Origin of the sequence: Halobacillus litoralis (assembly GCF_009856445.1) — a bacterium.
In the GTDB taxonomy this organism is placed as follows: domain Bacteria; phylum Bacillota; class Bacilli; order Bacillales; family Halobacillaceae; genus Halobacillus; species Halobacillus litoralis.
On record NZ_WMFA01000006.1, the window covers coordinates 65,912 to 90,018 of the forward strand.

Here is a 24,107-nt window from a genome sequence, read left to right on the forward strand (position 1 = left end):
GACCTCTATACCGCTTCTATACCTGCAGCACCTTGCTGCATTTGGTACATGCGATAATACTCACCTTTGTTATGAATCAGTTGCTTGTGGGTCCCTTGCTCCATTATTGTACCATGATTCAGGACAAAAATTTGGTCGGCTTGCTGGACAGTAGACAATCGATGAGCAATCACCAAAGTGGTTCTCCCTTTCTTTAAGACTTCCAATGCTTTTTGTATCCGTTGTTCTGTTTCCGTATCGATGTTGGCTGTTGCTTCATCCAAAATCAAAATGGCAGGATCAAAAGCCAACGCCCGGGCAAAGGAAATCAACTGCCTTTCACCCATCGACAAGGTATCCCCTTTTTCGTTAACGGGTTCATCATATTTTCCGGGTAATTTCCCTACAAAGTGATCAGCACCGACAGCTTCTAACGCTTTGACGGCCATTTCCCGGGAAATACGCTCATCATTCATGGTCACATTCGACAGAATCGTCCCACTAAAAATGAAAGGGTCTTGAAGGACAGTGCCCATGTGGCTGCGAACTTGTTGTCTAGACCACTCGCTCGTCGACTTTCCATTAATACGAATTGCTCCCCGCTGCGGATCATAGAAACGGAATAACAGATTCATGATAGAGCTTTTACCTGAACCGGTATGACCGACGAAGGCCGCTGTCTCTCCAGGTTTTACTTTGAATGAAAGATCTTTTAGCACATCGTTGCCTTTTTCATAGGCGAACGTCACATGATCAAAGTGAATCTCCCCATTGTATCGTCCAATTGGGTTATTCTTGACAGGCTCCCCATGTTCATTAAGAATTTCAAAGACACGCCCTGCAGCTACTCGTGCTTCCTCGAGCTGAGGCAACTGATTGACGAGATCGGTCACGGGCTGAAAGAGTCTGTTCAAGTAATCAACGAATGCATAAAGTACTCCTGCCGTAACCATTCCTTCAGGACCGATGGAACCTGCTCCGAAGTACCAGATAAAAGCTACGAAAGCGAGATTTCTCAATACATTCACGAGATTAAATGATGTTAAAGCATTAAGCCTGATCAATTTCCTCTGGTAGGTGAAGTGACGCTCATTCAAGCTTTCAAACCCAGCTGATGTCTGTTTTTCCTGCCGGAAGGATTGAATGATTGACATGCCCTGGATGGCTTCATTAATATTGCCATTCATGTCACTGACGGTGGAGCGGATGACTTGGTTATACCTTCCTGCATACCCTTTGAACAGCTTCATCCAAATTAGTAAAATCGGGATTAATAATAAACTCAACAAAGCGAGTTTCCAATCCAAGAGCAGCAACGCAATATAAATACCGCTCATATAAAAAAAACTCGTCACAAATGTCGCCAGCACTTTTACATACAATTCACGGATCGACTCTGTATCATTCGTTATACGAGCGACTACTTTCCCTGCCGGCTGATCAACAAAGAATTGAACCGGCAGTGTCTGAATGTGTGAAAAAAGGTCATCTCTCATTTTCCTAATAATTCTATTGGAAGACTTTTGTAACAAAAAAATATGGGAAAACTGAAAAACAGATGCTATGAGCAATAACCCTACATATAAACCGAGTAGCCAATAAATGGACTTCATTTCAGGTAGAAAAAAGCTGTACAATTCCTGAACCTCTAATTCTTCAGCACCTACAGCATACATATTGTTTGACGTTTTAATAGTCAGAACCCCATCCTGCCACTGACGACTACCACTCACCGGCACTTGTTCTTCTGTGAAGTAATAGTTTCGATCCACTTGTAAAATGGTCCGAGTTTGAACGATCTCATCCGACTCATCTTTTCGATCCGAGCGTTTATATATATTTCCTCTGTACGTTACGGTATGATCATCTTGTGTTTCAACCTGATACCATTGATTTTCAATTCCAATGATATGCTGATCAATCAGCCTTTTGGCAATGAAAGGACCGGTGAGTTCTAAAGCAACGGCGATAATTAAACAAACCAAACCAATGAATATACGTTTACGGAATAGCCACGCATACTGAAACAGCTGTTTTTCCGTCGACTTTTTCATCGTCCCACCTCCCGGCTCTCCAACTGTTGATGTTCATACTGCTGTTGATACCATCCACCATTTACAACAAGTTCTTCGTGCGTCCCCTGTTCGATAACTGCCCCATCCTCAAGGACCAGAATCTGATCTGCATGGGTTACGGCTGACAGTCGGTGAGCGGCGATGAACGTCGTCTTCCCTCTTCGTTCTCTCCTTAGGTGTTGAAGAATCTCTGCTTCAGTTTTCCCGTCAACGGCTGACATGGCATCATCCAACAAAAGAATTTCCGGGTCCATGATGAACGCCCGGGCGATGGAGACCCTTTGTTTTTGTCCACCCGATAGCGTAACTCCACTTTCCCCGACTTTTGTGTCCAACCCTTTAGGCAGAAGTTGAATATCATTTTCAAAATGAGCAAGTTCCAACACGCGGTTAATTTCAGAATCGGAGGCCCCTGGTTTACCAAATTGGATATTTTCTCGGATTGTCTTTGAGAACAGAACCTGATCTTGGGGGACATAACCGATCCAGGATCTTGTCTGATCCAGACTAAGGTCTTCTATAGAAACACCGTTCACCTCAAGACGCCCCGAAGCCCCAGGATATTCACGAAGAAGCTGACGGAACAACGTCGTCTTCCCTGCTCCTGTTTTCCCTACAACTCCAACGGTCTCCCCTCGATTCACCGTTAAATGAATGTCATCAAGACTTTTCTTCTCAGACCCTGGATAAAGAAAAGACAATCCTTTAAACTCCACCTGCTTTGGATCTTCAAGGAAGGCAGGTGACTGAGGGTCTTTTACATCTGGCTCATAGTCAAGCGTCGTTTGTACACGATCCAAAGACGCATTTCCACGCTGCAAAACGTTAATCAGTTCTCCCACAGCGAACATAGGCCAAATCAACATTCCTAGATAAACATTGAACGAAACCATTTCCCCTAAGGTGATATGTTTTTGGAAGACAAGGTTCGCTCCGTACCCCAATCCGATCGTATAAGAAAGGCCCACCAATATTTTTATGGTCGGTTCAAATAGCGCATCAATCTTGGCTACCTCTATGTTTTTGTCGTAAACCTCCGTGGTCATATGGTTAAATGAGCGTTCATCATTTTTTTCTTGCACAAAAGCTCGAATGACTCGAACTCCCCGAATAGATTCAAGAACTTGGTTATTCATTTCTCCGAAAGATTCCTGTGCTTCTGTAAAACGCTTATGAATCACTTTGCCGTACCGTTTCATCACAAGAGCCATAATCGGCAAAGGAATCAACGCCGCAAAGGTCAACGGCCAACTTATCGTAAACCCCATAACAGCAATGATCATCATCATAAACACGGTCGAATCGACCAGTGTCAGTATACCGAAACCTGCCGTCATCGTCAGAGCTTTCAAATCATTCGTTGCCCTCGCCATCAGATCCCCCGTACGGTTCTTTCCAAAGAAAGTGGGAGTCATCCGCAGAAAATGATTCATTAACCGGGATCTCATCGTTCTTTCCATCATCATTGCACCACTGAATAGCGTGTAATCCCATAAGTAGGAAATGGTATAACTCAAGATGATGATGCCCCCGTAAAGGAGCAGCAATTCCAATAGACGTTCTCTTGTAAACGAATGGAATTGTATTTCGTCTATCGCCATCCCCACAAGTTTTGGAGGGATCAGATCAATCATACTTACAACAATTAATGCTATAATCGCCAATGTGTACCGCTTCCAATAAATTTTAAAAAACCAGCTCAGCTTGAATAATACACTAAACATCGTTTACCACCCTCTCTACTAAACAGTCACTAGCCGCTCTCTTTCCAATCTTCGTTCCATTCTTTCTTTTCCATGTAGTGAACCATCTTGATTCCTCCTCTGATCATCTCATTCAATTTATATAAAAATCGGTCGTGTAACCGACTTCTATTCTCAGACACAAAAAAGCATACGTCCTTTGACGTATGCTTTCACACATAAAAAAAGGCACGTATCTACGTGACCTTGTTTCTTCTATACGAGTCCAAGTTGTCAGATAAACAAACGGCTTTCAGTCACGATCGATATGAAGTTGTCTTTATATTGAAGACGTTGCTTTTCCATCATCGTGACCTCCTTTTTGTATCAATGATTATATATTATATATTTTTCTGAATTTTAAATCAACCATTATTTTCAAACAGTCGTTATTAAACAATATGGCAGGTTTCTTGAAGACTCAGTTTCGAGACGTTTGTTGAGTGGATGGGGGCTGCGGGGAATAGCTCGCTTTCCGCGGGAGCGCGGTGAGCCTCCTCGGACTGTGTCCTGTGGGGTCTCACCAAGCACTTTTTTCCCGCAGGAGTCTCGCCATTCCCCTTCGCCCCTTTGCTATATCAGAGTCTCGAAACCACTACTGGAAAACTTAGCTTGTATGGTTATGAGAAGTGAATGATGTAAACTCTACCCCATTGCCGTTTAGCAAACGGCAATGTTTGATACAAGACACTATACGCCCGCCTAGGGGACGTGTGGGACAGGTGAGACCCCGGAAGGCGTAGCCTGAGGAGGCTCACCGCCCGCCCCATGGAAAGTGTTCAAATGCGGAATCGTCCTGGTAGACACGAGTGTCTGGACGATGGAGCAAGACGAACCTTTTCCCGGAGCCCCTAGAACCTTACAATCATCTCGAAACTGAGTCTTCAAGAAAAGGGAGCTTTAGTCAGATAATGTTCTGGCCTTCAAGAATGACAATGGCTAGGATGAGGACGATGACGATAACGAATACGATGGAGAGGGGACGGGAGACATTCGCTCTTTGAACCTCCTCCCACCGAACAGGTCGGATACCGCTGATCGAGAAGATGGAGACGGCAGCAAGGAGGATGGACATGATGTTTACCGTCACTAACAAGAATGCACCATATGCGGCTGCCATCGATCCATCGCCGATCGACATTCCCATAGCTACAGAAGGCGGGAGCAAGGCTACAGCAACCATTACACCCACCAGGTTTCCGGATAAACGATTTAAAAAAGCTAGTGCTCCAGCAGCACCAGAAGCGACTCCCAATGGAATATCTATCAAGGTCACTTTCGTTCTATCCAAGTATTGAGCGTTCTCCATTCCGACATCCGTAAAAAAACCAAAGGCTATGGAAATAAACAATACGATGGCTACCCCGTATAATGAACTAACCGCTGACTGCCCAAGTCCTTTATAATCACCCAGAATAGCAAAAAATGCAACGGAAATGACAGGACCAATCATAGGGGCTATCACCATAGCCCCTATAACAACCGCTTCGCTATCTTTAATGATACCGACAGTTGCTACAATAGCTGATAGCAAGATAAGTAAGGAATAATTCATTGTAATATGGCTGTTTTTTTCAGCGGCATTCATTAATTCATGGCGACTTGCTCGCAGCAAACGGGACTTTTCCTCTTCGTCGTCTTCTTTTTCTTTTTCCTTTTCCTCTTTGGTTTCTTCATGAATGGTTTCTTTAGATATATAAGTTTGGACAGGAATTAACAGGGTCTCAAACCCTTCCACCACATTAGAAACTTCCTCCAAATAATTAAGGATCTTTTCCACTTCATTTTTTTGGACGAGTATGCGCACAAGCATACGTTCTTCTGATTCACTTGACACCCAATATGAACGATGATCATACTTTTTCAACTTTTCATCAATGGATTCAAAGTGTTGGTCAGGAATGTACACTTCAATTAATTGCAAGTTCATGCTGTTCACCTCTATTCAACCATTCTGTATAAGCTATGAAGTATTAAAAGAACACTAAACTATGGGTGATTCTGATAACTCCAGTCCCTCCGCTCCCTTTTCCAGATGGAGATGTACTGAATCTCCTTCATAATGTCTCCTATTTTCCACATACTAATTCTACTTAGAGAAGAATAGAAAGGGGGTTCCTTGATGTCTCTCCTACTACCGATGAAGAGAGAACAGTTTCTGTCGTCATCCAAAGATTTACTTAATCAAAGTCCGGACCTTGTCCAAAAAGTGTTTAATCATGAAGGTCAATCGATCATTGTCCAATTCATTCATTATCAAGTAAACAAAGAACAGCTGGAGGATGAAATTTTAGAAATTATCACTAGATCTACTCATCCTTGGTCGAACGAGGGACTGATGAATAAAATCCCTCTAGCTTCCACGAAACAAGAGAACAAAATGGATGCCATCATAGAGCAGATGATTCACGGGAGTGTCTGTATTTACATTGAAAGTGAAAAAGAAGCCACGCTATTCGCTCTGCCAAATCAAGAACACCGTGCTTTAAACCGTGCAGAAACAGAGTCGCTGGTTTTCGGTCCTCAAGTGTCGTTTACTGAATCCCTCATGACGAACTTGAATGTTATCCGTTGGCGTCTAGACACATCAGACCTCGTTACGGAAAAGTTGATTGTTGGCGAACGGATTCAATCGGAAATACGTATCGTGTACTTGAAGTCTCTTGCCAATACAGAGAATGTGAACACTATGAGACAACGGATTCAGGATTTAAATATCTCTGAAGTTGAAGACACGAGTGTCCTTGGACAATTGATAGAGGATTCCTCAAGTACCGTTTTTCCTCAGTTGATATTCACGGAACTGCCCGATCGCTTTTGTAATGCCATTTCTAAAGGTCGTGTAGGGGTTATGGTCGATAAAAGCCCGACCATGTTGCTGGGACCGATGAATCTCTTCAGTTTTTTTGAGTCGACGGAAGATTTATATATGCGCTGGAATATGGGGAGCTTCATAAGGCTGCTTCGATTCGTTTCTATGGCTTTGTCCATCATTTTGACACCGATGTATGTAGCAGCACTGACGTTTCACTATGAAATCATCCCTAGCACATTACTTGTATCCTTAGGACAATCCAGATCGACGGTACCTTTCCCACCTGTTTTAGAAGCTCTTTTACTGGAAATCCTAATTGAATTGCTTAGAGAAGCAGGCGCTCGCTTGCCTACAAAGGTGGGGCAAACGATGGGTATTGTTGGAGGAATCGTCCTTGGTCAAGCTGCTGTAGAAGCTGGATTCACGAGCAACATTCTCATTATTATCATCGCACTCAGTGCTCTGGCTTCCTTTACTGCCCCAAGTTATTTAATGGGGACAGCGATTAGAATCATCCGCTTTCCGATGATCCTTCTGGCAGGTGCCTGGGGAATCATCGGTATTGTATTCGCCTTATCTTTCCTTGTTATTCATCTATTAAAGCAGAAATCATTGGGACGTCCATATTTGGCCCCCATCTATCCATTTGAATGGAGTGATTTCAATGAATCCATTTTCAGAGTACCTTTTCAAAAAAACGCCAAACGCTCCAAAGCTCTTATGACCAAAGACAACTCGAGGTACAGTGAGTCAAAAGCGAGAGAACGAAATGATGTGGACCGTCTATGAAAACGAATATCCCCTTTCATCCTGATCGTACCGTTCAAGCTTTCTATCTTTTCTTTATCATCCATACCTCACAAATCGGTGCTGGGTTAATGGGGGTACCCCGAATACTTGTGCTGGAAGCAGGGGTGGATGCCTGGATTTCAGTATTGGTAGCGGGCCTTTACCTTCATTTGATAGTTTTCATCATGCTCCAAATATTGAAATCTTATGAGAATGCCGACATTCTTGGGATTCAGCAAGATTTGTTTGGCGTGTGGATCGGGAAAGCCTTGGGCATAATATATGTCCTCTACATTTACATGCTTCTTTTGACGGTCATTAAAAATTACATTGAAGTGGTTCAGGTATTTATCTTTCCTGAAATGCCGATATGGCTGATGTCTCTCTTTTTACTATCGCTCATGGTTTATAGTATTTTAGGCGGATTCAGAGTGGTCGTAGGGACAAGCGTCGTTTTTTTCTTTCTTACCATCTGGCTTGTCTTTACCATCTACAAACCGATCACCTATATGGATTGGGAACACTTCTTCCCCGTGCTTCAGACACCTGTTCCTGATCTGCTAAAGGGAGTGCAGCAAGTCACTTTTTCCGTGCTTGGACTCGAGATTCTCTTTTTTGTTTATCCGTTTATCCAGGATAAAAAAAGAGCAGCCCTTCCAGCACATGCAGGTGTACTCTTTACGACTTTTCTCATCCTGTTGGTTACCGTTGTTTCCATCGGTTATTTCAGCCCTGATCAGTTAAAGTCCACTGTATGGGCCACTTTATCTTTGTTCAAAATCATAAGTTTTTCCATATTAGAACGATTTGATTTTATTGCTGTGGCGTTATGGATGATGGTTATCATTCCGAATATCGTTTTATTCGGATGGATGATCATCCATTCTTTAAATCGGCTTTTCAATGCACCAAAGAAACCATCCTTGTACGGATTAGCCTTTCTCTTATTCATAACCTCGATCACAGCAGAAAAAAGGGTCGCGCTAAACGAACTGACCGACTGGACGGGGCAAATTGGTTTTTGGATTGTTTTTGTCTATCCATTATTGATTTACGTGTTGGTTCTACTAAAAAAATCAATGAAAAAGAGGCATGCATCATGAAATGGTCATCCCTTCTTGTCGTCCTATTCCTCTTGGCCGGCTGCATCCCCAAATCGTATATAGAAACATTAGGTATCATTTCAGCTGTTGGATATGACTTGACTGAAGATGAAAGGATACGAGGCACTCTTGTCATGTATCAATTTGATGCTGGGGAAACAAGCACCTCGCAGGTCGTTACGGGAGAAGCAGATACATCAAAAGGGATACGATTTGCTACAAGCCGTCTCACCAGTCATCAACTCGTCTCCGGTCAAGTAAGACTTGAAATATTTGAAAACGAGCTGGCCAAACGAGGGATGATGAAGTATATGGACACCCTTCAAAGAGATGCTGCCATATCGGATATGGGTTACTTAGCTACAAGTGAAGTTCCGTCAGAAGAATTGTTGAAATCAGGAAATGACGAAGATCGCCCGAACACGGGGAATTATATTCAGGAGCTAATTAAAAAAAGCATTAAAGAAGAAGCGATTCCCAATGCTGTATTGACAAGCTTTCTGCATGACTATTATGACACGGGTAAAGACCCCATTCTTCCATCACTTACACTTGAAGACGATAAAGCCGTGATCAACGGGATCAGTTTATTCCAGGATGACCGCTATGTCCATACGACATCCCATGAGCACACGTTCTACATTATGCTCATGAAACAAGAATTTGACCATGGGCAATTTCAAGTCCAACTGCCCAAGGACGCATTAGAGAAGTACCACAAAAAAGAAAGCATCGACCAACCAGGGGAAAATGCTCTGCATGTATCTATCCATGAGCTGAATTCTGAACATGCCATTACCCCTTCTAAAGGAGATCCAACCAAACAATCATTCAAACTGAAAATGGAAGGTCGTTTGTTGGAAATCACACAGGATATAGATTTAAAAAATGAAGAAGCTGTAGAAACTTTAGAAAAGGAAATTGCAAAACAAATAAAAGAACACCTTCAAGAAACCTTGCAGGTGCTGATTGATAATAAAGTCGATCCTGTTGGATTCGGTGCAAAGTACAACACCCAGAACAGAACGAATCGGGTAACTAAAGAAAATTGGCGGGAGCAAATCCCAAGTCTTCAAGTCGATTTTGATGTATCCTTTAAACTTCTTCGCTATGGCATTTCCGAATAATGTAGAAACCCTTGTGAAAAATGTTGCACCTTCTTATCACAAGGGTTTATATCCATTTATGCATTCTCAAGGATGGACTTTGGATGTGTGCATCAACCACTCCTGCGCTTTTAAGCGGGAAGTACTAAAGCGTCCAAAGTCCATCCTTATCTGTAAGGAGAAAGTCTTCCGGCTGCCTTCCAATCAAATAAAGACGATGCAGAGGCCTCGTCATAGCTACATAAAGCATTTTCAGATCCAGTTCATTTCTTTCATACGTATGTTCATTACAGTAGAGAATAACAACATCAAACTCCAGTCCCTTGGCAAGATAGGCGGGGAGAATGACGCGATCTCCTAACACGTCCGTGTTTTCGTCCATAATCTCAAATGAAGGAAGTTCATGAGCTAACTGCTCCGCTTCATGTTTTGTTTTCGTAACAAAAGCAAAGTTATTCATCCCTTTTTCGAGTAAATCTTTAATCAATGGATGGATATTCTTAATTGCATGCTCATCCCTATAAAGGAAAGCAGGTACATCCCCATGTCGGACGACGGGCTCGGCTTTAGGAAGTGCATCTGGCATATCATCCAAAAGGCTGTTCGCTAAATTCATGATTTCAATGGTCGTGCGGTACGTCTTCTGCAAAGTAAGATAATTCGCGGTTGGGAATATTTCGTTTTGTAACGTCTCCCAATTCTCTAAACCTCGGTAATGATAGATCCCTTGAGCCAAGTCCCCTACAATGGTGAACAAATCTGTTTGGAAAGCCTTCCTCAAACTGAAGATTTCCATAAAGCTATAGTCCTGCGCTTCGTCAATGACCACTTTCTTTGCACGATCATCAGGGTCAAGACCGGTGATAAAGGTCTTTAAATACAAAAGAGGAGCTAAATCCTCCGCACAAAGCTTTCCTTTTGCATGAACTTTTCTTGTATTCTTTCTCATTTGTTCCCATTCAGAAGATTCTTCAGCAGCAACCAGTGAAAAGCATTCTTCCTGAAAGAGCTGCTGATAGAGTGTCCAGACAGCCACTTCCGGATATTTCTTCATGTAACGATTGACCGCTGTCCTGGCTGCTTTTTTAATTTCATCCAGCCTCTCCTCTTTCCGTGTAATCAAAAAACTAACACGGATTTTGCGTTTTTCTGCATTCTTCATCCCATAAAGCGCATCATCCAGGGCTTCATCATATTTGACAGCCATTTTATTCAAAATTTCCTTCTTTTTTCTTCGTAATTCACTTTGCAAAACAGCCTTGATTTTTTGAACGCGCACCTCGTAAGGAAAATAACTGTATTCCTCAAAAAACAGTCGATTGATGGCTTTTGCACTTTTGCAGATAGCGATCCAGGATGTCTTTGAACATTTTGGACCCTTTAAGTCTCGCATCATGAATAACGCTGTGTTTCTTAGGATCTTCTACAACATTCATGAGCACCTCGTGCTGGGAAATGACCGGCAGATGAAGACTGGTAGCTTCTTGAACAAACTCGGTAAATGTGGTCTGTCTCGCTCGATCTACTCCAAGTTCCGGCAGGACTTCAGATATGTACTGAATAAACAGACGGTTAGGGGCGAGAATGAGCATTTCTTCCGGGCGGAAAATCTCTTTCATTGTGTAGAGAAAATAAGAAATCCGGTGAAGAGCAATCGTCGTTTTCCCACTCCCCGCAGCCCCTTGCACAATGATTGGTTTTCGTAAGTCTGCACGAATGATTTTATTCTGTTCTTCTTGAATAGTTGCTACAATTTCAGTTAAACGCTTTTCTGCATTTTGAGCTAACGAATCCTGCAGCAACTCATCCTTTGTAGTAAGGTCGATATCCCGATAATCCAACAGCTCACCATCTTCAATCTGATACTGTCGTTTTAGGGAAACATCTCCTTCATACCTTTCTCCAAGGGCTTCGTAACTCACTTCTCCCAAGCGGCCTTCATAATAAACATTGGCCAGAGGGGATCGCCAATCCAAGATAATAGGAAATTGAGTCTCCCGGTCAAATAAAGACGTCTTACCAATATAAAAGATTTCTCGATCGGGTTTTTCTTTCTGATGAAAATCAATGCGGGCAAAGTACGGTTTATTTCGTAGATGTTTGAGGTTCTCCAGCTGTTCTTTGGACATTTTCATGAAATTTGCATGAGAGAGCATTTCTTGATATCTAAGACTGCTGTCTTTAAAGCTAAGGTTTTCAAGGGTGTCTTCCTGGCGCTTCTTCAGTGATTCCTGACCTGTTTCCTGTGAGGCGATCAGTTTGTCCATGTACGTTTTCGTAAAGGAAAGCCGATCCAATTCTTTTTCAAATTCCGGATGCCGTTCCGTCATTTGAGCCATTCCTCCTTCTTTTTGTTCTGAAGAGTTCACAGAACATTTACCTAATGGAATGACGCGTGAGCGCTGGCCCATCATGCAGTTTTTCGAAGCAACGAATAAATAAGATACCACACACGCCTTGGAAGCGCAATCATAATTGTGCGCTTCAACTGAAATCATGAATGTGAAACGTCACGTAATCCATTCAATCACCTCAAAATTACGTTTAAAAAAATCCTTCTCTATCGTTATGTAAAAAAAAAAGCAGTTTAGTTTAAGGATGCGCTTTATCCTGCGCATACACCTAAACTAAACTGCTAACATTAGGGGCCTAGTGTCTGTTTTTATTTTCTACATATTTTGGCAGATGCATTTCAAATATGAAGAAAGAAAGAATACGCAAAAGTACAGGATATAAGGCCAGGAATCCTACCAAATCCCCAATCCTCCCAAGAAGATCGGTTAAAAGAAGAACGATTGAAAGAACAAGCATGAGAAAAACAGTCACAAGTCCTACTCTCCCATTAATAGGTGTCCACGCTCCTGCAATGGTCCTTGTGTCCTGCTCTAACAGTTCGAAGCAACGGTAGTGATAAGGGCGTATTCTGAACCAGTTGGATGCTGTGACAAGCTGGTCACGGTCCTGGATTTTTTTGAAACAATAACGACAGATGTTTGTGTTCACGAAATCTACTCCTGATTGAGATATTTTTTCATCAGCAAACACTCGTTGCCCTTTTCATTATATCGTAAAACATCCATAACTCTAAGCATTAACGTAATTCCACGTCCACTCTCATCTAAATCTTCCACACTTGGGAACCAGTGCTTTACATCACCTGTCACCTGATAAGGCCTCCAGTCAAACCCATCTCCATGATCATAAATTCTGACGAGCAACCTTTTGTGAAGAAAGTGGATTTTTAACAAGACGGGATAATCTGTCCTCTCATGGTGGCCGTGGACCCATGCATTCCTTACAGCTTCAGTAATGGATGCATCCACAAGAAGTTGATCATTTCCGTAGTATTTGGAAAGATATGGTGAATATTTGCGTCGGACATCTCTCAGTTCTCTCGGATGTCTGATATTGGCTTCTATAGATGCCTTCATTATTCAGCCTCTCCTCTTTTAAGTCAATGATGTGCAATCATTGTACTTAGCAAATGGATTTGTTCACTTTCCTATTCCCTTTATCCAAATCACTTAAAAGGGGATGTCCTGTTTTTTTCATAAAAATGGAAAACGATACCAGTTCCAGGCGGAAGAACATTACTCCTTGCCTATCTTTGACTATAGGAGTACGGATCTTATTTATTCTTTTCATGACTCTGAATGATGTCCACCACTTTTTCCTTCGTTTGTTCACTTTGATAGCTTTGCATAGAGTCAAGAATCTGATTACGATTATGAATGAGTTGACGGAGGTCATTTACTAATGTTTCATTAGTAAGTTCCTCTTCCTCTCTTTTAAGCGCATACCCCTGTTTAACAAAAGAGTCTGCATTCAAAATCTGATCTCCGCGGCTGGCTTTTCTTGATAAAGGAATAAGAAGCATCGGCTTCTTCAAAGCTAAAAACTCGAAAATGGCATTTGATCCTGCCCGAGAAACAATATAGTCTGTAGCAGCAAACAAATCTTTCAGCTCATCCTGAACATATTCGAACTGGGCGTATCCCCGCTTATTGATGGACGTATCCTTGTGCCCGTGCCCGCAGATGTGAACAATCTGGACTTCCTGAAGCAATTCATCCAGATTACCACGAATCGCATCATTGATTCTTTTCGATCCAGTACTTCCTCCCATCACCATTACTACAGGTTTTTGCTTATGAAACTCACACAAAGCTAAACCTTTAGAGCGGTCTCCTTCAAACAGTTCCTCACGTACAACGGCTCCGATATATTCGCCCTTTCCTTCTGGCAAGTGTTTCATTGTCTCTGGAAAAGTGGCCAGAATTTTTTTCGCAAATGGGAAGGAAAGTTTATTGGCGAGCCCCGGCGTATAATCCGATTCATGTATGATGGTCGGCACGTTTTTCAGGCGAGCCGCCATGACTACAGGTACAGAAACAAATCCACCCTTTGAAAAAATGACTTGAGGCTTTCGTTTCTGAATGATGCGAAGAGATTGGGCTAATCCTTTCAAAACTTTAAAAGGATCCTTAAAGTTTTCCTTAGACATGTACCTTCTAAGCTTTCCAGTAGAGATGCCATGGTAGGTGACTCCATCTAAAGGCTCGATCAAGTTTCTTTCAATCCCACTATAAGAACCGATGTAATCAACGGTATATCCTTGTTTCTGGAATTCTGGAATAAGCGCAAGGTTCACGATCACGTGTCCCGCGGTTCCTCCACCGGTAAATAAAATTCGTTTCTGACTCATATGTTAATCAACGTCCTTTCAGAGGGCTTCTTAAGTAGGTCTGTATGTGTTACTATGCTATAATCCTCGTATTCCTCTAAAGAGAATTGTACCAGAAAAGAGTGTGGCCTATGTATGAAACAAAAACATTAAAGGAAAAAATCAAATTGTTCAGCATCATCCTCATTCCTATCTTAATTACGCAAATCGGGATGTACCTTATGAACTTTTTCGATACGATTATGGCTGGGCAATCCGGGCCGGATCAACTGGCAGGAGTAGCAATAGGATCAAGTATCTGGATGCCTGTATTTACAGGATTAAATGGCATTCTCATGGCTATTTCCCCAATTGTTGCCCAATTAAAAGGGGCAAAGAAAGAAAACGAGATTTCTTATTCCGTCAAACAAGGCATCTATTTGTCCATTGTTTTGGCAAGTGGAATAGGTACCATTGGATTCTTTTTGCTGGATCCCATTTTGTCTTTATTAGACATTACTCCAGAAGTCCGGCATGTCGCAAAATATTACTTAGTGACACTGGGGATTGGAATTGTCCCTTTGTTTGTTTTCAACATCCTTCGGTCATTTGTAGATGCCCTTGGGCAAACCAAAGTTTCAATGACCGTCATACTTATGACGCTACCCATTAATGTTCTTTTCAATTATATGTTTATCTTCGGTCGATTGGGGGCCCCTGAACTCGGAGGGATCGGCGCAGGAGTAGCTTCTGCTCTCACCTACTGGGTATCATTAGTTATCCTTGTCAGTATCATTCACAAAATCCGCCCTCTAAGAACATATAAGATCTTCCAATCATGGATTTCTCCTGAATGGAAAGAATGGTGGGCACAATTAAAGATTGGCATTCCCATCGGTTTTGCCATCTTTTTTGAAACGAGTATTTTCGCAGCCGTCACTTTTTTCATGACAGCTTACGACACGAATACGATCGCCGCTCACCAGGCAGCCATCAACTTCGCATCACTTCTCTATATGGTCCCATTGAGTATCGCCTTCACCTTAACCATAGCCGTTGGTTTCGAAGTTGGGGCAGAAAGACACAAGGAAGCGAGGACGTATTCTTATTTAGGAATTGCATCAGCTGTAACGATGAGCATTTTTGCAGGACTGGTCTTATTCATATTTGATGATGCCATTGCAAGACTTTACAGTACAGATGACAGAGTGATTGAATTGACGAAGAATTTTATTATCTATGCTATATTCTTTCAGCTGTCTGATGGTTTCGGTGCGCCTCTGCAAGGGATTCTCCGCGGCTATAAGGATGTGAACATTACACTTGTCATGGCGTTTATTTCTTACTGGGGCATAGGCTTACCAAGTGGGTACTGGCTGGCGAACTATACGGCACTCGGTCCTTATGGATACTGGTTAAGCTTGACCATCGGTCTGACCGCAGGAGCCATCACCCTCCTCATCCGTATGTTGTACATCCAAAAAAGAAACACCCCATTAAGTACCACTTCCTAGAACAGCTTATTAAACATACTGGCAGGTTTCTTGAAGACTCAGTTTCGAGACTTTTGTTAAGTGGATGGGGCTGCGGGGAATAGCTCGCTTTCCGCGGGAGCGCGGTGAGCCTCCTCGGACTGCGTCCTGTGGGGTCTCACCAAGCACTTTTTTCCCGCAGGAGTCTCGCCATTCCCCTCCGCCCCTTAACCAACGAAGGTTCTCGAAACCACAAATTAAAAAATCAGCTCCTTTGGTTATCAGAAGTGAATGATGTAAACTCTACCTCATTGGTGTTTAGCAAACGCAAATGCTTGATGCAACACGCTATATGCCGGCTTAGGGTAAAAGAATTGGAACCTTACTTATGAATACAGGTGTTCTAATCGTCCACTTCCCTCAACCATTTAAGCTGACCATTTTAGAAGTGGTTTCGAGACACTTATAAGGTCAAGGAGCGAAGGGAAAAGGTGAGACTCCTATCCTTTAGTGTGGAGGTGCCTTGGTCAGCGGTGTATGGACTGGACTGAGCTGGCGGAGATAAAGGAAACACGGAGAGCGTAGCGATTCGATGTTGACTTATCATACAGAAGCGAGGGAAGTCTCACTAGCCGCTAGGCGCCGGAACCGGATAACCAAAAGGACGTGTGGGACAGGTGAGACCCCGGGAGGCGTAGCCTGAGGAGGCTCACCGCCCGCCCCATGGAAAGCGAACCTTTTCCCGCAGCCCCCATCCACCTAACAAAAGTCTCGAAACTGAGTCTTCCACTAAAGGGAGCATATCTTGAATATAAAAAGAAGCGTCCTGAGTCAGGACGCTTCTTTTTGGTTTATGGTCGATAGTTATTGGTTTAGGTTAAGAACGATTAAGCGTTCTTCTGTCATATCTTCGATCGTGTATTTCGGCCCTTCTTTACCCCAGCCACTATCTTTCACGCCCCCATAAGGCATGAGGTCGACACGATATTGCGAGGAATCATTGACCATTAAACCTCCAACTTCCACATTTCTCGCTGCATAAAAAGCGGTATCAAGATTCTTCGTGAAAATACCCCCTTGGAGGCCATAAGGGGAATCATTCACTTCCTCTATACATGATGGAAGATCAGAGAACGGAATGATGCTCACAACAGGAGCGAATATTTCTTCGCAGACGACTTTCATATCTGGCTTTACATTTGTTAAAACTGTTGGATGGAATAAAGCGGCTTCGCGATTACCGCCGTGGATGACTTGGGCTCCTGCTGATTTCGCTTCTTCCACCCACTGTTCGGCGCGATCAGCTTCATCTTCGCTGATCATAGGACCAACATCGGTATGAGGGTCATTCGGGTCGCCTACATTCAACTTTTCAATCGCTTGAATGAACTTGTTCTGGAATTCTTCTCGGACTTCTTCGTGGACGTACAATCGTTGGACAGATATACAAACCTGTCCGGCAAACGCATAACTTTTAGCGGCCACATTTTCTGCAGCTGCATCAAGATCCGCTTCTTTATCAACGATAACTGGTGAGTTATTTCCGAGTTCCAGGATTAGTTTGTTCAGCCCTGTATTTTGTTTTAACTTGAGCCCGACTTCTGCACTGCCTGTAAACGTGTAAAGGTTAATCCGGTCATCCTTCATCATTTGATTTCCCACCGTAGATCCTGAACCTACCACCACATTAAGAAAACCTTTCGGAAGTCCCGCCTCTTCAAATAACCCGGCTAATTTAAGCGCAGATATCGGTGTTTTACTTGCAGGTTTCAAGACCACCGCATTCCCTGCCGCTATAGCGGGTGCGATTTTATGTGCGACAAGGTTAACCGGGAAATTGAATGGGCTGATGGCTCCGACAACTCCTACAGGAACTTTGATCGTGAAAGCCATACGGTTTTCAGACCCTGGAGCAGCCTCTACTGGAACACCTTCTCCATGGATCCGTTTCGCTTCTTCTGCTGCCAATTCAAATGTTTGAGAAGCACGGTCCAGTTCGGTTAACGCCTGTTTGATCGGCTTGCCGGCTTCCATCGTTATGACTTTTGCCATTTCCTCCTGGTTCTCTTTCAGTAGTTCACTCACACGTTTTAATATTTCAAATCTTTCATAAGGAGACATGGCATGCTTCTTATACGCATGCATGGCTGCTTCAATGGCTGCATCGACTTCTTTCTCAGAAGCTTTCGCCACCTGAGCAAAGGTTTGCTGAGTGTATTTGTCCCATACGTCCAGTTGATCATTAGTGTCTATCCATTCTCCATTAATATAGAGCTTATGACGATCCATGAACCTCTCTCCTTTGAAATAGAATCTACAACTTTTCCTATTTTCTGAGCAACGGTTGGAGGACTCGCATAGAAGAAAACAAAAAAAGTCTGAATGGAGGAAACCCTCCATTCAGACTTTTCGGCACTTTATAGGAATAATCCTGCAATTGTTGCAGAAAGCATAGAACCTAGCGTGGCACCGATAAGAAGTTTCATACCGAAACCAGATACTCGTCCACCTTTTTCCGCATCAATACCTTGAACAGTACCAGCAATGATACCAATCGAGGAGAAGTTAGCGAAACTTGTAAGGAAGACCGTGACAATACCAACTGTTTTCTCAGATACACTATCAAGCATGTTAGAGAATTCAAGCATCGCTACGAATTCGTTCGTTACGATTTTCGTACCCATGATGGCACCAGCATCAACAACTTCAGCAGCTGGAATACCCATCAGCAACCCGATTGGAGCAATGATATAACCAAGCAGTTCTTGAAGTGTAAAGCCGTTGAATACAGCTCCGAACACCCAGTTCACAAGTTCAAGTGAAGCGATGAAAGCAATTAGCATAGATGCAACGATTAAAGCGATCTTACCGCCATCAAGGGCACCATTACCCATAGCTTCAAAGAAGCTTTTCGCATTGGAAACGTCTTGAATATCAACTTTGTCCTCTTCTTTAGAAACTTTAACCGGTGCGATGATGGATGAAACAATCAAGGCACTGAACATGTTTAACGGAAGAGCCACAAGGATATATTGACTTGGCAGCATTCCAAGATAAGCACCTACGATAGATGCAGATACAGATCCCATAGCGGAAGCACTTACAATATACAAACGGTTATCATTCAAGTTGTGGAACTGTGATTTGATAGCAATCAAAGCCTCGGACTGACCGAAGAAAATACTGTTGACCGCGTTAAATGATTCAACTTTCGGCAAACCGGTAATTTTAGAAAGTCCCCAACCAAGATATTTAATAATGAATGGCAAAATCTTAAGATACGTTAAGACAGAAAGAATGGTTGCGAAGAAAATGATGATCAGCAGCACGTTGAAGAAGAAAACGCCGTTCTCTCCTACTTCTACGCCCCCTAGTACGAAGTTAACACCGACTGTTCCAAATTCAATCAGCTTGTTGAACCCGGCGGAAATTCCATCAATGATGAGTTTTCCGATGGTCGTGTTGAACATGAAAGCCGTAATTAGCAACTGAACAACAATCATAACCCCTATACCTTTGTAGTTAATGTTCTTACGATCATTGGACATTAGAAAAGCGATTCCAAGAATGATCGCAACAGCAAGAATTCCTAAAAGAATACCCACAATAAGTCCTCCCCTAATTGTAAAATAAAGTATTTATGAAAATGCTTACATCAAGTAATTCCACTATGGATTTTATCAGGTTGTCAGACGTCATGCAAGGTTTATTTGTATGTAATAAATAACAAATCATGACATGCTAGTCGTCCTATGCTCTAATATGCCTTTATTCCTAAGGGTTTATCCCCCTTTCAAAAACCTTAATTAAAAATTGTCATATGAGTATACACATGTACACAATAAAAAAGAAACGCTTTTAAAAGCGTTTCTTTTTTATGATTTCTGCATCTTTCTCAATAAGAATAGAAAGTACGGAGCTCCGATGACAGCCGTAAAAATGCCGGCAGGAACTTCTGTAGGTGGAAACAATCCCCGGCCCAGGTTGTCAGCAACCATTAAAAGCAACGTGCCCGTCAGCGCTGAAACAGGTAAGAGATAGATATGCTTATTCCCCACCAGTTGCCTAGCAATATGCGGCGCAATTAACCCGACAAACCCAAGTGTACCGACAACGGCCACTGAAGCTCCAGCTAGAATCACGGCTATGATCAATAATATCAACCTTGCTTTTCTTACGGGTTCTCCTAGCCCTTCCGCAACATCGTCTCCTAGACTAAGAACATCGAGCTTTGGAGCTAGGAAAAACGTAATGGGAACAACAATCACAATCCAAGGCAGAAGCATCCACACATCTGTCCAATCTTTTCCCCATAAACTCCCGGTCAACCAGACAAGTGCTGCATTTGTCTCCAATGGAAATTTAACGGTTAAAAATTGTATACCAGCCTGACATATTGCTCCTAAAGCAATCCCCACCAGGGCGAGAGTCGCTGGTTGGACTCCCCTTTTAAAAGCAAAAATATAAAGGCCGATTGTGACCAGCCCCGCTCCTAAGAATGCAGCGATCGGGAGACCGATGACAGGCAATGAAGGAAAGAGGATGATGACAGCTGCGGCTGCAAACCCAGCTCCCTTGGTGATCCCAATGACGTCTGGAGATGCCAGGGGGTTACGGATAATTCCTTGCAGCAAAGCACCAGATACACCCAATCCAGTCCCTACCAACAAACTCATAATGATGCGGGGCAATCGGAAATTTTCAATGATATAGCCACTGCCGCCTGCATCAACTCCAACCATATAGTTGTATATCGATCCAGGAGGAATCCAAACAGCACCTACACCAATGGAAACAAAGGCTCCTAACAAAACCAGAATGGTAAGGGAAACAATAATCGTTATTGGATTCAACTTTTGCAATCTCACACTGAACGCCCCCCTTTACTAGCAAGGTATAAGAAAAACGGGGCTCCAAGCAGTGCCGTTACTATACCCACTGGAGATTCTGCAGGAAAAGAAATGAACCTTGAAAGAACATCAGAAATTGTTAATAATGCTGCCCCGAAGATAGCTGATACCGGAAGTACTAAGCGGTAATCTGATCCAATGAGCTTACGTACAATATTCGGAATAATTAAGCCTATGAAACCGATTGGACCAGCAACCGCCACGGAAATGCCGGCCAATAGAATGACTAAGATAGCTGATGAAACCCGGATCCATCCAATTCTCTGCCCTAATCCCCTTGCAACATCTTCACCTAATCCAAGGATTGTAAGCCCTTTACCTAGAAATAGTGCACCGATGAGACCGGTCAGTGACCATGGAATCATTAACTGGACATCAGCCCAGTTGCGACCATCGATTCCACCGGCCAGCCAAAAAAGAACATCCTCCGTTGATGTTTCATGAAAAAGGACGATTCCCTCAATTAAAGAGGAAAGAAATAAATGGACAGTAATCCCTGCCAGAGCTAATTTCACTGGTGTCATACCGCCCCCTGTAGAAGAGAGCGAATAGACGATCGCTCCTCCAACGGCTGCACCTAAGAATGCGAAATAGACGAGCGTTGAAGAACCAAGTCCCGGAAAGAGGACAACACCTGCCACTACCATTAATGAGGCTCCCGCATTCACCCCGAAAACTTGAGGAGAAGCTAAAGGATTGTTCGTAATGGCTTGCATTATTCCTCCGGCTATAGCTAAACATGCGCCTACGATGATTCCTACCAAAGCCCTTGGTAAACGGATTGTATGGATGATGGAAGCAGCTTTCCCCTCATCAGGGGCAAATAAAAATTTCCATACATCAGTAAATGGAATAGCATAGGCACCAATACTTAAACTCGCCATGAAGCTCGCCATAAGGACCAAAATACCGAACAAGAAAATGAGGACCATTTTATATTTGAATATGGATGATTGCTCAGATATATGCTGCACATGAATTCTCCTATCTATATACTCTTTTCACCATATCACAAACGATAGGAAAGCCCTATGGTAAAAAGGAAAGAGCGAAGGGAAGCCCTCCGCTCTTCATACCGTTATTCCTCATATAAATAGTTGATCGCGTCCTCTAGTATTTTTTCAGATGAAATCAACCCTCGAAAACGTGACCACATGTTGCGATCAACTTCATGGACTTCTCCATTTTCCACAGCAGAAATACCTTGATATAAGTCATTGCTTTCCCACTCATCAACAACCGTTTGATCACCAGCAACCATATGGAACATCACATCCGGATTGAATTCAACGACCTGTTCAAGGTTGATTTTATTGTAGCGCTCATCTCCACTTTGAATCGCGTTTTTCAAACCGATGGATTCCAAAAGAGAACCGGTGTAGGATTCCATGTTGTGTGCGAAGTAACCGCTGTCCGCTACTACGGCCGGAAGGACGGTACGGTCTTCGTCCTCAGGTACCTGCGCTTTAAGTTCTTCCATTTTTGCCTGATGATCGGCTAAAACTTCTTCACCTTTCTCTTCCATACCCATGGCTTTTGATACGGTTTCAAAGCTTGTAATAATGCCTTCATAATCAGCAGCTAGTGAAGGAAGGATAATCGTCGGAGCAATATCAGACAATTGATCATAGATATCCTTGTGTCTTTTCATATCGGCAATGATCAAGTCAGGTTGAAGAGAGCTAATTACTTCTAAGGAAGGCTGCTTTCTTGTACCTACTGATGTATAGTCACCGATTTTCTCACGAATCGGTTCGATAATACGTTCTGAATCATCATCATCCGCGATGCCCACGGGTGAAACCCCCAACGAAGCAAGGTTGTCCACGAATGAAAACTCCAGCGCTACAACCTTCTCAGGCTGCCCTGAAATTTCTGTTTCTCCCATTTCATGTTCAACCACACGTGTTTCCTCTGTTGTTTCACCGTTCTCATCTTTTGTATCTTCTGAAGTTTGATCTTCAGAAGCACCCCCACAAGCACTTAAAACGAGTACAAGAACAAGCATAAATAACGAAACTATACTTTTCTTCATATGTAATACCTCCATTGTTATTGATAATCATTATCAAATGCTTTTTTTATCATACTTAAATTCAGGTCAATTGTAAAGGGTACAGCAAAAGGGATGCCGCTTTTTCGAAGCAACATCCCCTCCATTTATTGTGTTATAAACATCTGAGTCCAATAATAACCGTAACTTCCGCCTTCTGCGTAACCTACACCGATCTGTCTTAAATTAGGATCTAGAATGTTCTTCCTATGCCCAGGGCTTTCCATCCACCCATTAACCACTTCCTGTGGTGTTTGCTGGCCGGCAGCGATGTTTTCGGCAGCACGATTGTAAGAAACATTAAAGTCTCTCATCATATTAAATGGTGAACCGTAAGTCGGTGACGTATGGGAAAAATAATTTTTATTCGCCATGTCTCTGGACTTGTACCGAGCCACGCGTGATAGCTGCCAATTGGCTTTTAAAGCAGGAAGTCCATTTTTCGCCCTTTCCTGGTTCGTCAAATCAATGACTTGCCTCTCGACTGATTTGATGTCTGCTTTTAGAGGAACCGTCACCCTGTCCCCTGGATAAATGAGATCAGGATTGTCAAATTGAGGGTTGGCATTGATGATTTCTCTCAAGCCGATTTTATATTTTTTTGAGATCTTCCATAGTGTGTCCCCACTCTTGACTGTGTAAGTATCCGTTTCTGCATGTGTCATTTGCGGGGCTTGCACAAACAACACGGCAGCAAAAATGATAGCGCCAAACCACATCCATACTTTCAAGTTTCTCACTCCTTTTTTAGTGTCAGATGTAGTTTGGCTCTCACACATAAAAATATGTATATAGAGGAAAAGTTTAGAAATTAAAAACGCACCCACCGGTGGTCAATCGGTGAGTGCTATACCATAGGGGAGGTATAATCATTTTATGAATGAAACGAGCGGGCCACTTCAACCAATTGTTGACGTGTCACACTCTGTTCATTATCTTCTTCATGCGCCACACTGGCGCGGTAAGTCATTAAATACGTCACACCATCTTTTGTCCAAGTTAGTTTCTTGGAAAAGCGGTTATTTTCGTATAAGCCATCTAGATTTCCAAGGATAGAAAGCTCTTCCGGATCTATCCACGGAGTATTAATTTCCCCTTGAGAAAATTGAATGGTCAGCAGATCATTATCAGGCGTATAAAAACTCAGGTCCATCAACACTGAACCTTCACTCTGATAGATGTCTGTCACGACGCTAATCATAGGTACAGGAATGTACTCAGGCAGCTCAGGTTGAAAGTCTAATTGTTCAACAGCCGAGGATACTTTTTCTAAATTGTAAGAATGGTATCCACTAGGAATGGCGTGGGTTTTACTACAAGCACTGACTAACAACAAACAGAAAAATAAAACACCAAATCTTCTCCACACACTGTTTTCCTCCGTCATTTCTATGTTTCTA

The 24,107-nt window shown here is 42.8% G+C and carries 20 protein-coding genes; 4 read left to right on the plus strand and 16 right to left on the minus strand.

The annotated features are described in order from the left end of the window. Window positions 1-5 precede the first annotated feature (5 nt). From GLW00_RS14685 to GLW00_RS14695, 4 genes are all read right to left on the minus strand, one after another. Entirely contained in the window at window positions 6-2,033 is a 2,028-nt protein-coding gene (locus GLW00_RS14685; protein WP_160915333.1) for an ABC transporter ATP-binding protein, read from the minus strand. Beyond that, window positions 2,030-3,778 carry an ABC transporter ATP-binding protein gene (locus tag GLW00_RS14690; protein WP_160915335.1) on the minus strand — a complete coding sequence of 583 codons (1,749 nt, stop codon included), beginning with the start codon at window positions 3,776-3,778 and terminating at the stop codon, window positions 2,030-2,032. Before GLW00_RS14690 ends, GLW00_RS14685 begins: the two co-directional genes overlap by 4 nt. A gap of 29 nt (window positions 3,779-3,807) precedes the next feature. Beyond that, window positions 3,808-3,939, minus strand: a complete 132-nt coding sequence (locus tag GLW00_RS20825) for a hypothetical protein (protein WP_272482820.1) — start codon at window positions 3,937-3,939, stop codon at window positions 3,808-3,810. A 761-nt stretch (window positions 3,940-4,700) separates the two neighbouring features. After that, window positions 4,701-5,726: a TIGR00341 family protein gene (locus GLW00_RS14695; RefSeq protein WP_160915337.1), complete on the minus strand. Its 1,026-nt coding sequence runs from the start codon at window positions 5,724-5,726 to the stop codon at window positions 4,701-4,703. A 192-nt stretch (window positions 5,727-5,918) separates the two neighbouring features. Here GLW00_RS14695 and GLW00_RS14700 point away from each other — a divergent pair, with 192 nt between their 5' ends. From GLW00_RS14700 to GLW00_RS14710, 3 genes are read left to right on the plus strand one after another with little or no spacing between them, the layout of a single operon-like run. Then, a complete protein-coding gene (locus tag GLW00_RS14700) occupies window positions 5,919-7,400 on the plus strand; it encodes a spore germination protein (RefSeq protein WP_160915339.1) in 1,482 nt (493 codons plus the stop codon). Then, on the plus strand, window positions 7,397-8,503 hold the full coding sequence (locus GLW00_RS14705) for a GerAB/ArcD/ProY family transporter (protein WP_160915341.1): 1,107 nt from the start codon (window positions 7,397-7,399) through the stop codon (window positions 8,501-8,503). Before GLW00_RS14700 ends, GLW00_RS14705 begins: the two co-directional genes overlap by 4 nt. Beyond that, on the plus strand, window positions 8,500-9,630 hold the full coding sequence (locus tag GLW00_RS14710; RefSeq protein ID WP_202412519.1) for a Ger(x)C family spore germination protein: 1,131 nt from the start codon (window positions 8,500-8,502) through the stop codon (window positions 9,628-9,630). Before GLW00_RS14705 ends, GLW00_RS14710 begins: the two co-directional genes overlap by 4 nt. Window positions 9,631-9,754: 124 nt before the next feature. On the opposite strand, the gene GLW00_RS20735 is transcribed toward GLW00_RS14710, so the two are convergent. The 5 genes from GLW00_RS20735 to murG form a co-directional block, all read right to left on the minus strand. Beyond that, window positions 9,755-10,816 (minus strand): ATP-binding domain-containing protein, encoded by a 1,062-nt coding sequence (locus tag GLW00_RS20735; RefSeq protein ID WP_237417537.1) that lies wholly within the window; start codon window positions 10,814-10,816, stop codon window positions 9,755-9,757. A 97-nt stretch (window positions 10,817-10,913) separates the two neighbouring features. Continuing rightward, entirely contained in the window at window positions 10,914-11,939 is a 1,026-nt protein-coding gene (locus GLW00_RS20740) for a HelD family protein (RefSeq protein WP_237417532.1), read from the minus strand. A 319-nt stretch (window positions 11,940-12,258) separates the two neighbouring features. Further along, on the minus strand, window positions 12,259-12,612 hold the full coding sequence (locus GLW00_RS14720; protein WP_160915343.1) for a hypothetical protein: 354 nt from the start codon (window positions 12,610-12,612) through the stop codon (window positions 12,259-12,261). Between the two features lie 5 nt (window positions 12,613-12,617). Further along, a complete protein-coding gene (locus GLW00_RS14725; RefSeq protein WP_160915345.1) occupies window positions 12,618-13,040 on the minus strand; it encodes an ATP-binding protein in 423 nt (140 codons plus the stop codon). Window positions 13,041-13,237: 197 nt separating this feature from the next. After that, entirely contained in the window at window positions 13,238-14,314 is a 1,077-nt protein-coding gene (gene murG, locus GLW00_RS14730) for an undecaprenyldiphospho-muramoylpentapeptide beta-N-acetylglucosaminyltransferase (RefSeq protein WP_160915347.1), read from the minus strand. A 110-nt stretch (window positions 14,315-14,424) separates the two neighbouring features. Between murG and GLW00_RS14735 the strand changes: the two genes are divergently transcribed. Further along, a complete protein-coding gene (locus tag GLW00_RS14735; protein WP_160915349.1) occupies window positions 14,425-15,786 on the plus strand; it encodes an MATE family efflux transporter in 1,362 nt (453 codons plus the stop codon). An 822-nt stretch (window positions 15,787-16,608) separates the two neighbouring features. On the opposite strand, the gene GLW00_RS14740 is transcribed toward GLW00_RS14735, so the two are convergent. The 7 genes from GLW00_RS14740 to GLW00_RS14770 form a co-directional block, all read right to left on the minus strand. Further along, on the minus strand, window positions 16,609-18,033 hold the full coding sequence (locus GLW00_RS14740) for an aldehyde dehydrogenase family protein (RefSeq protein WP_160915351.1): 1,425 nt from the start codon (window positions 18,031-18,033) through the stop codon (window positions 16,609-16,611). Window positions 18,034-18,161: 128 nt separating this feature from the next. Continuing rightward, window positions 18,162-19,349, minus strand: coding sequence for a NupC/NupG family nucleoside CNT transporter (locus GLW00_RS14745; RefSeq protein ID WP_160915352.1), 1,188 nt, complete (start codon window positions 19,347-19,349; stop codon window positions 18,162-18,164). Between the two features lie 270 nt (window positions 19,350-19,619). Then, window positions 19,620-20,612, minus strand: a complete 993-nt coding sequence (locus GLW00_RS14750) for a FecCD family ABC transporter permease (RefSeq protein ID WP_335808487.1) — start codon at window positions 20,610-20,612, stop codon at window positions 19,620-19,622. Then, a complete protein-coding gene (locus GLW00_RS14755) occupies window positions 20,609-21,586 on the minus strand; it encodes a FecCD family ABC transporter permease (protein WP_160915417.1) in 978 nt (325 codons plus the stop codon). Before GLW00_RS14755 ends, GLW00_RS14750 begins: the two co-directional genes overlap by 4 nt. A gap of 146 nt (window positions 21,587-21,732) precedes the next feature. Further along, window positions 21,733-22,689: an ABC transporter substrate-binding protein gene (locus GLW00_RS14760; protein ID WP_160915354.1), complete on the minus strand. Its 957-nt coding sequence runs from the start codon at window positions 22,687-22,689 to the stop codon at window positions 21,733-21,735. Between the two features lie 125 nt (window positions 22,690-22,814). Beyond that, window positions 22,815-23,438: a SafA/ExsA family spore coat assembly protein gene (gene safA / locus GLW00_RS14765; RefSeq protein WP_237417533.1), complete on the minus strand. Its 624-nt coding sequence runs from the start codon at window positions 23,436-23,438 to the stop codon at window positions 22,815-22,817. A gap of 143 nt (window positions 23,439-23,581) precedes the next feature. Further along, entirely contained in the window at window positions 23,582-24,076 is a 495-nt protein-coding gene (locus GLW00_RS14770; protein ID WP_160915356.1) for a hypothetical protein, read from the minus strand. Between the last annotated feature and the right edge of the window lie 31 nt (window positions 24,077-24,107).

What these genes read in the sequence shown, in the direction of transcription:
- GLW00_RS14685 (WP_160915333.1), bottom strand. Translation starts at nt 2,033, where the DNA reads ATGAAAAAGTCGACGGAAAAACAGCTGTTTCAGTATGCGTGGCTATTC.
- GLW00_RS14690 (WP_160915335.1), bottom strand. Translation starts at nt 3,778, where the DNA reads ATGTTTAGTGTATTATTCAAGCTGAGCTGGTTTTTTAAAATTTATTGG.
- GLW00_RS14695 (WP_160915337.1), bottom strand. Translation starts at nt 5,726, where the DNA reads ATGAACTTGCAATTAATTGAAGTGTACATTCCTGACCAACACTTTGAA.
- GLW00_RS14700 (WP_160915339.1), top strand. Translation starts at nt 5,919, where the DNA reads ATGTCTCTCCTACTACCGATGAAGAGAGAACAGTTTCTGTCGTCATCC.
- GLW00_RS14705 (WP_160915341.1), top strand. Translation starts at nt 7,397, where the DNA reads ATGAAAACGAATATCCCCTTTCATCCTGATCGTACCGTTCAAGCTTTC.
- GLW00_RS14710 (WP_202412519.1), top strand. Translation starts at nt 8,500, where the DNA reads ATGAAATGGTCATCCCTTCTTGTCGTCCTATTCCTCTTGGCCGGCTGC.
- GLW00_RS20735 (WP_237417537.1), bottom strand. Translation starts at nt 10,816, where the DNA reads ATGGCTGTCAAATATGATGAAGCCCTGGATGATGCGCTTTATGGGATG.
- GLW00_RS20740 (WP_237417532.1), bottom strand. Translation starts at nt 11,939, where the DNA reads ATGACGGAACGGCATCCGGAATTTGAAAAAGAATTGGATCGGCTTTCC.
- GLW00_RS14725 (WP_160915345.1), bottom strand. Translation starts at nt 13,040, where the DNA reads ATGAAGGCATCTATAGAAGCCAATATCAGACATCCGAGAGAACTGAGA.
- murG (WP_160915347.1), bottom strand. Translation starts at nt 14,314, where the DNA reads ATGAGTCAGAAACGAATTTTATTTACCGGTGGAGGAACCGCGGGACAC.
- GLW00_RS14735 (WP_160915349.1), top strand. Translation starts at nt 14,425, where the DNA reads ATGTATGAAACAAAAACATTAAAGGAAAAAATCAAATTGTTCAGCATC.
- GLW00_RS14740 (WP_160915351.1), bottom strand. Translation starts at nt 18,033, where the DNA reads ATGGATCGTCATAAGCTCTATATTAATGGAGAATGGATAGACACTAAT.
- GLW00_RS14755 (WP_160915417.1), bottom strand. Translation starts at nt 21,586, where the DNA reads ATGGTCCTCATTTTCTTGTTCGGTATTTTGGTCCTTATGGCGAGCTTC.
- GLW00_RS14760 (WP_160915354.1), bottom strand. Translation starts at nt 22,689, where the DNA reads ATGAAGAAAAGTATAGTTTCGTTATTTATGCTTGTTCTTGTACTCGTT.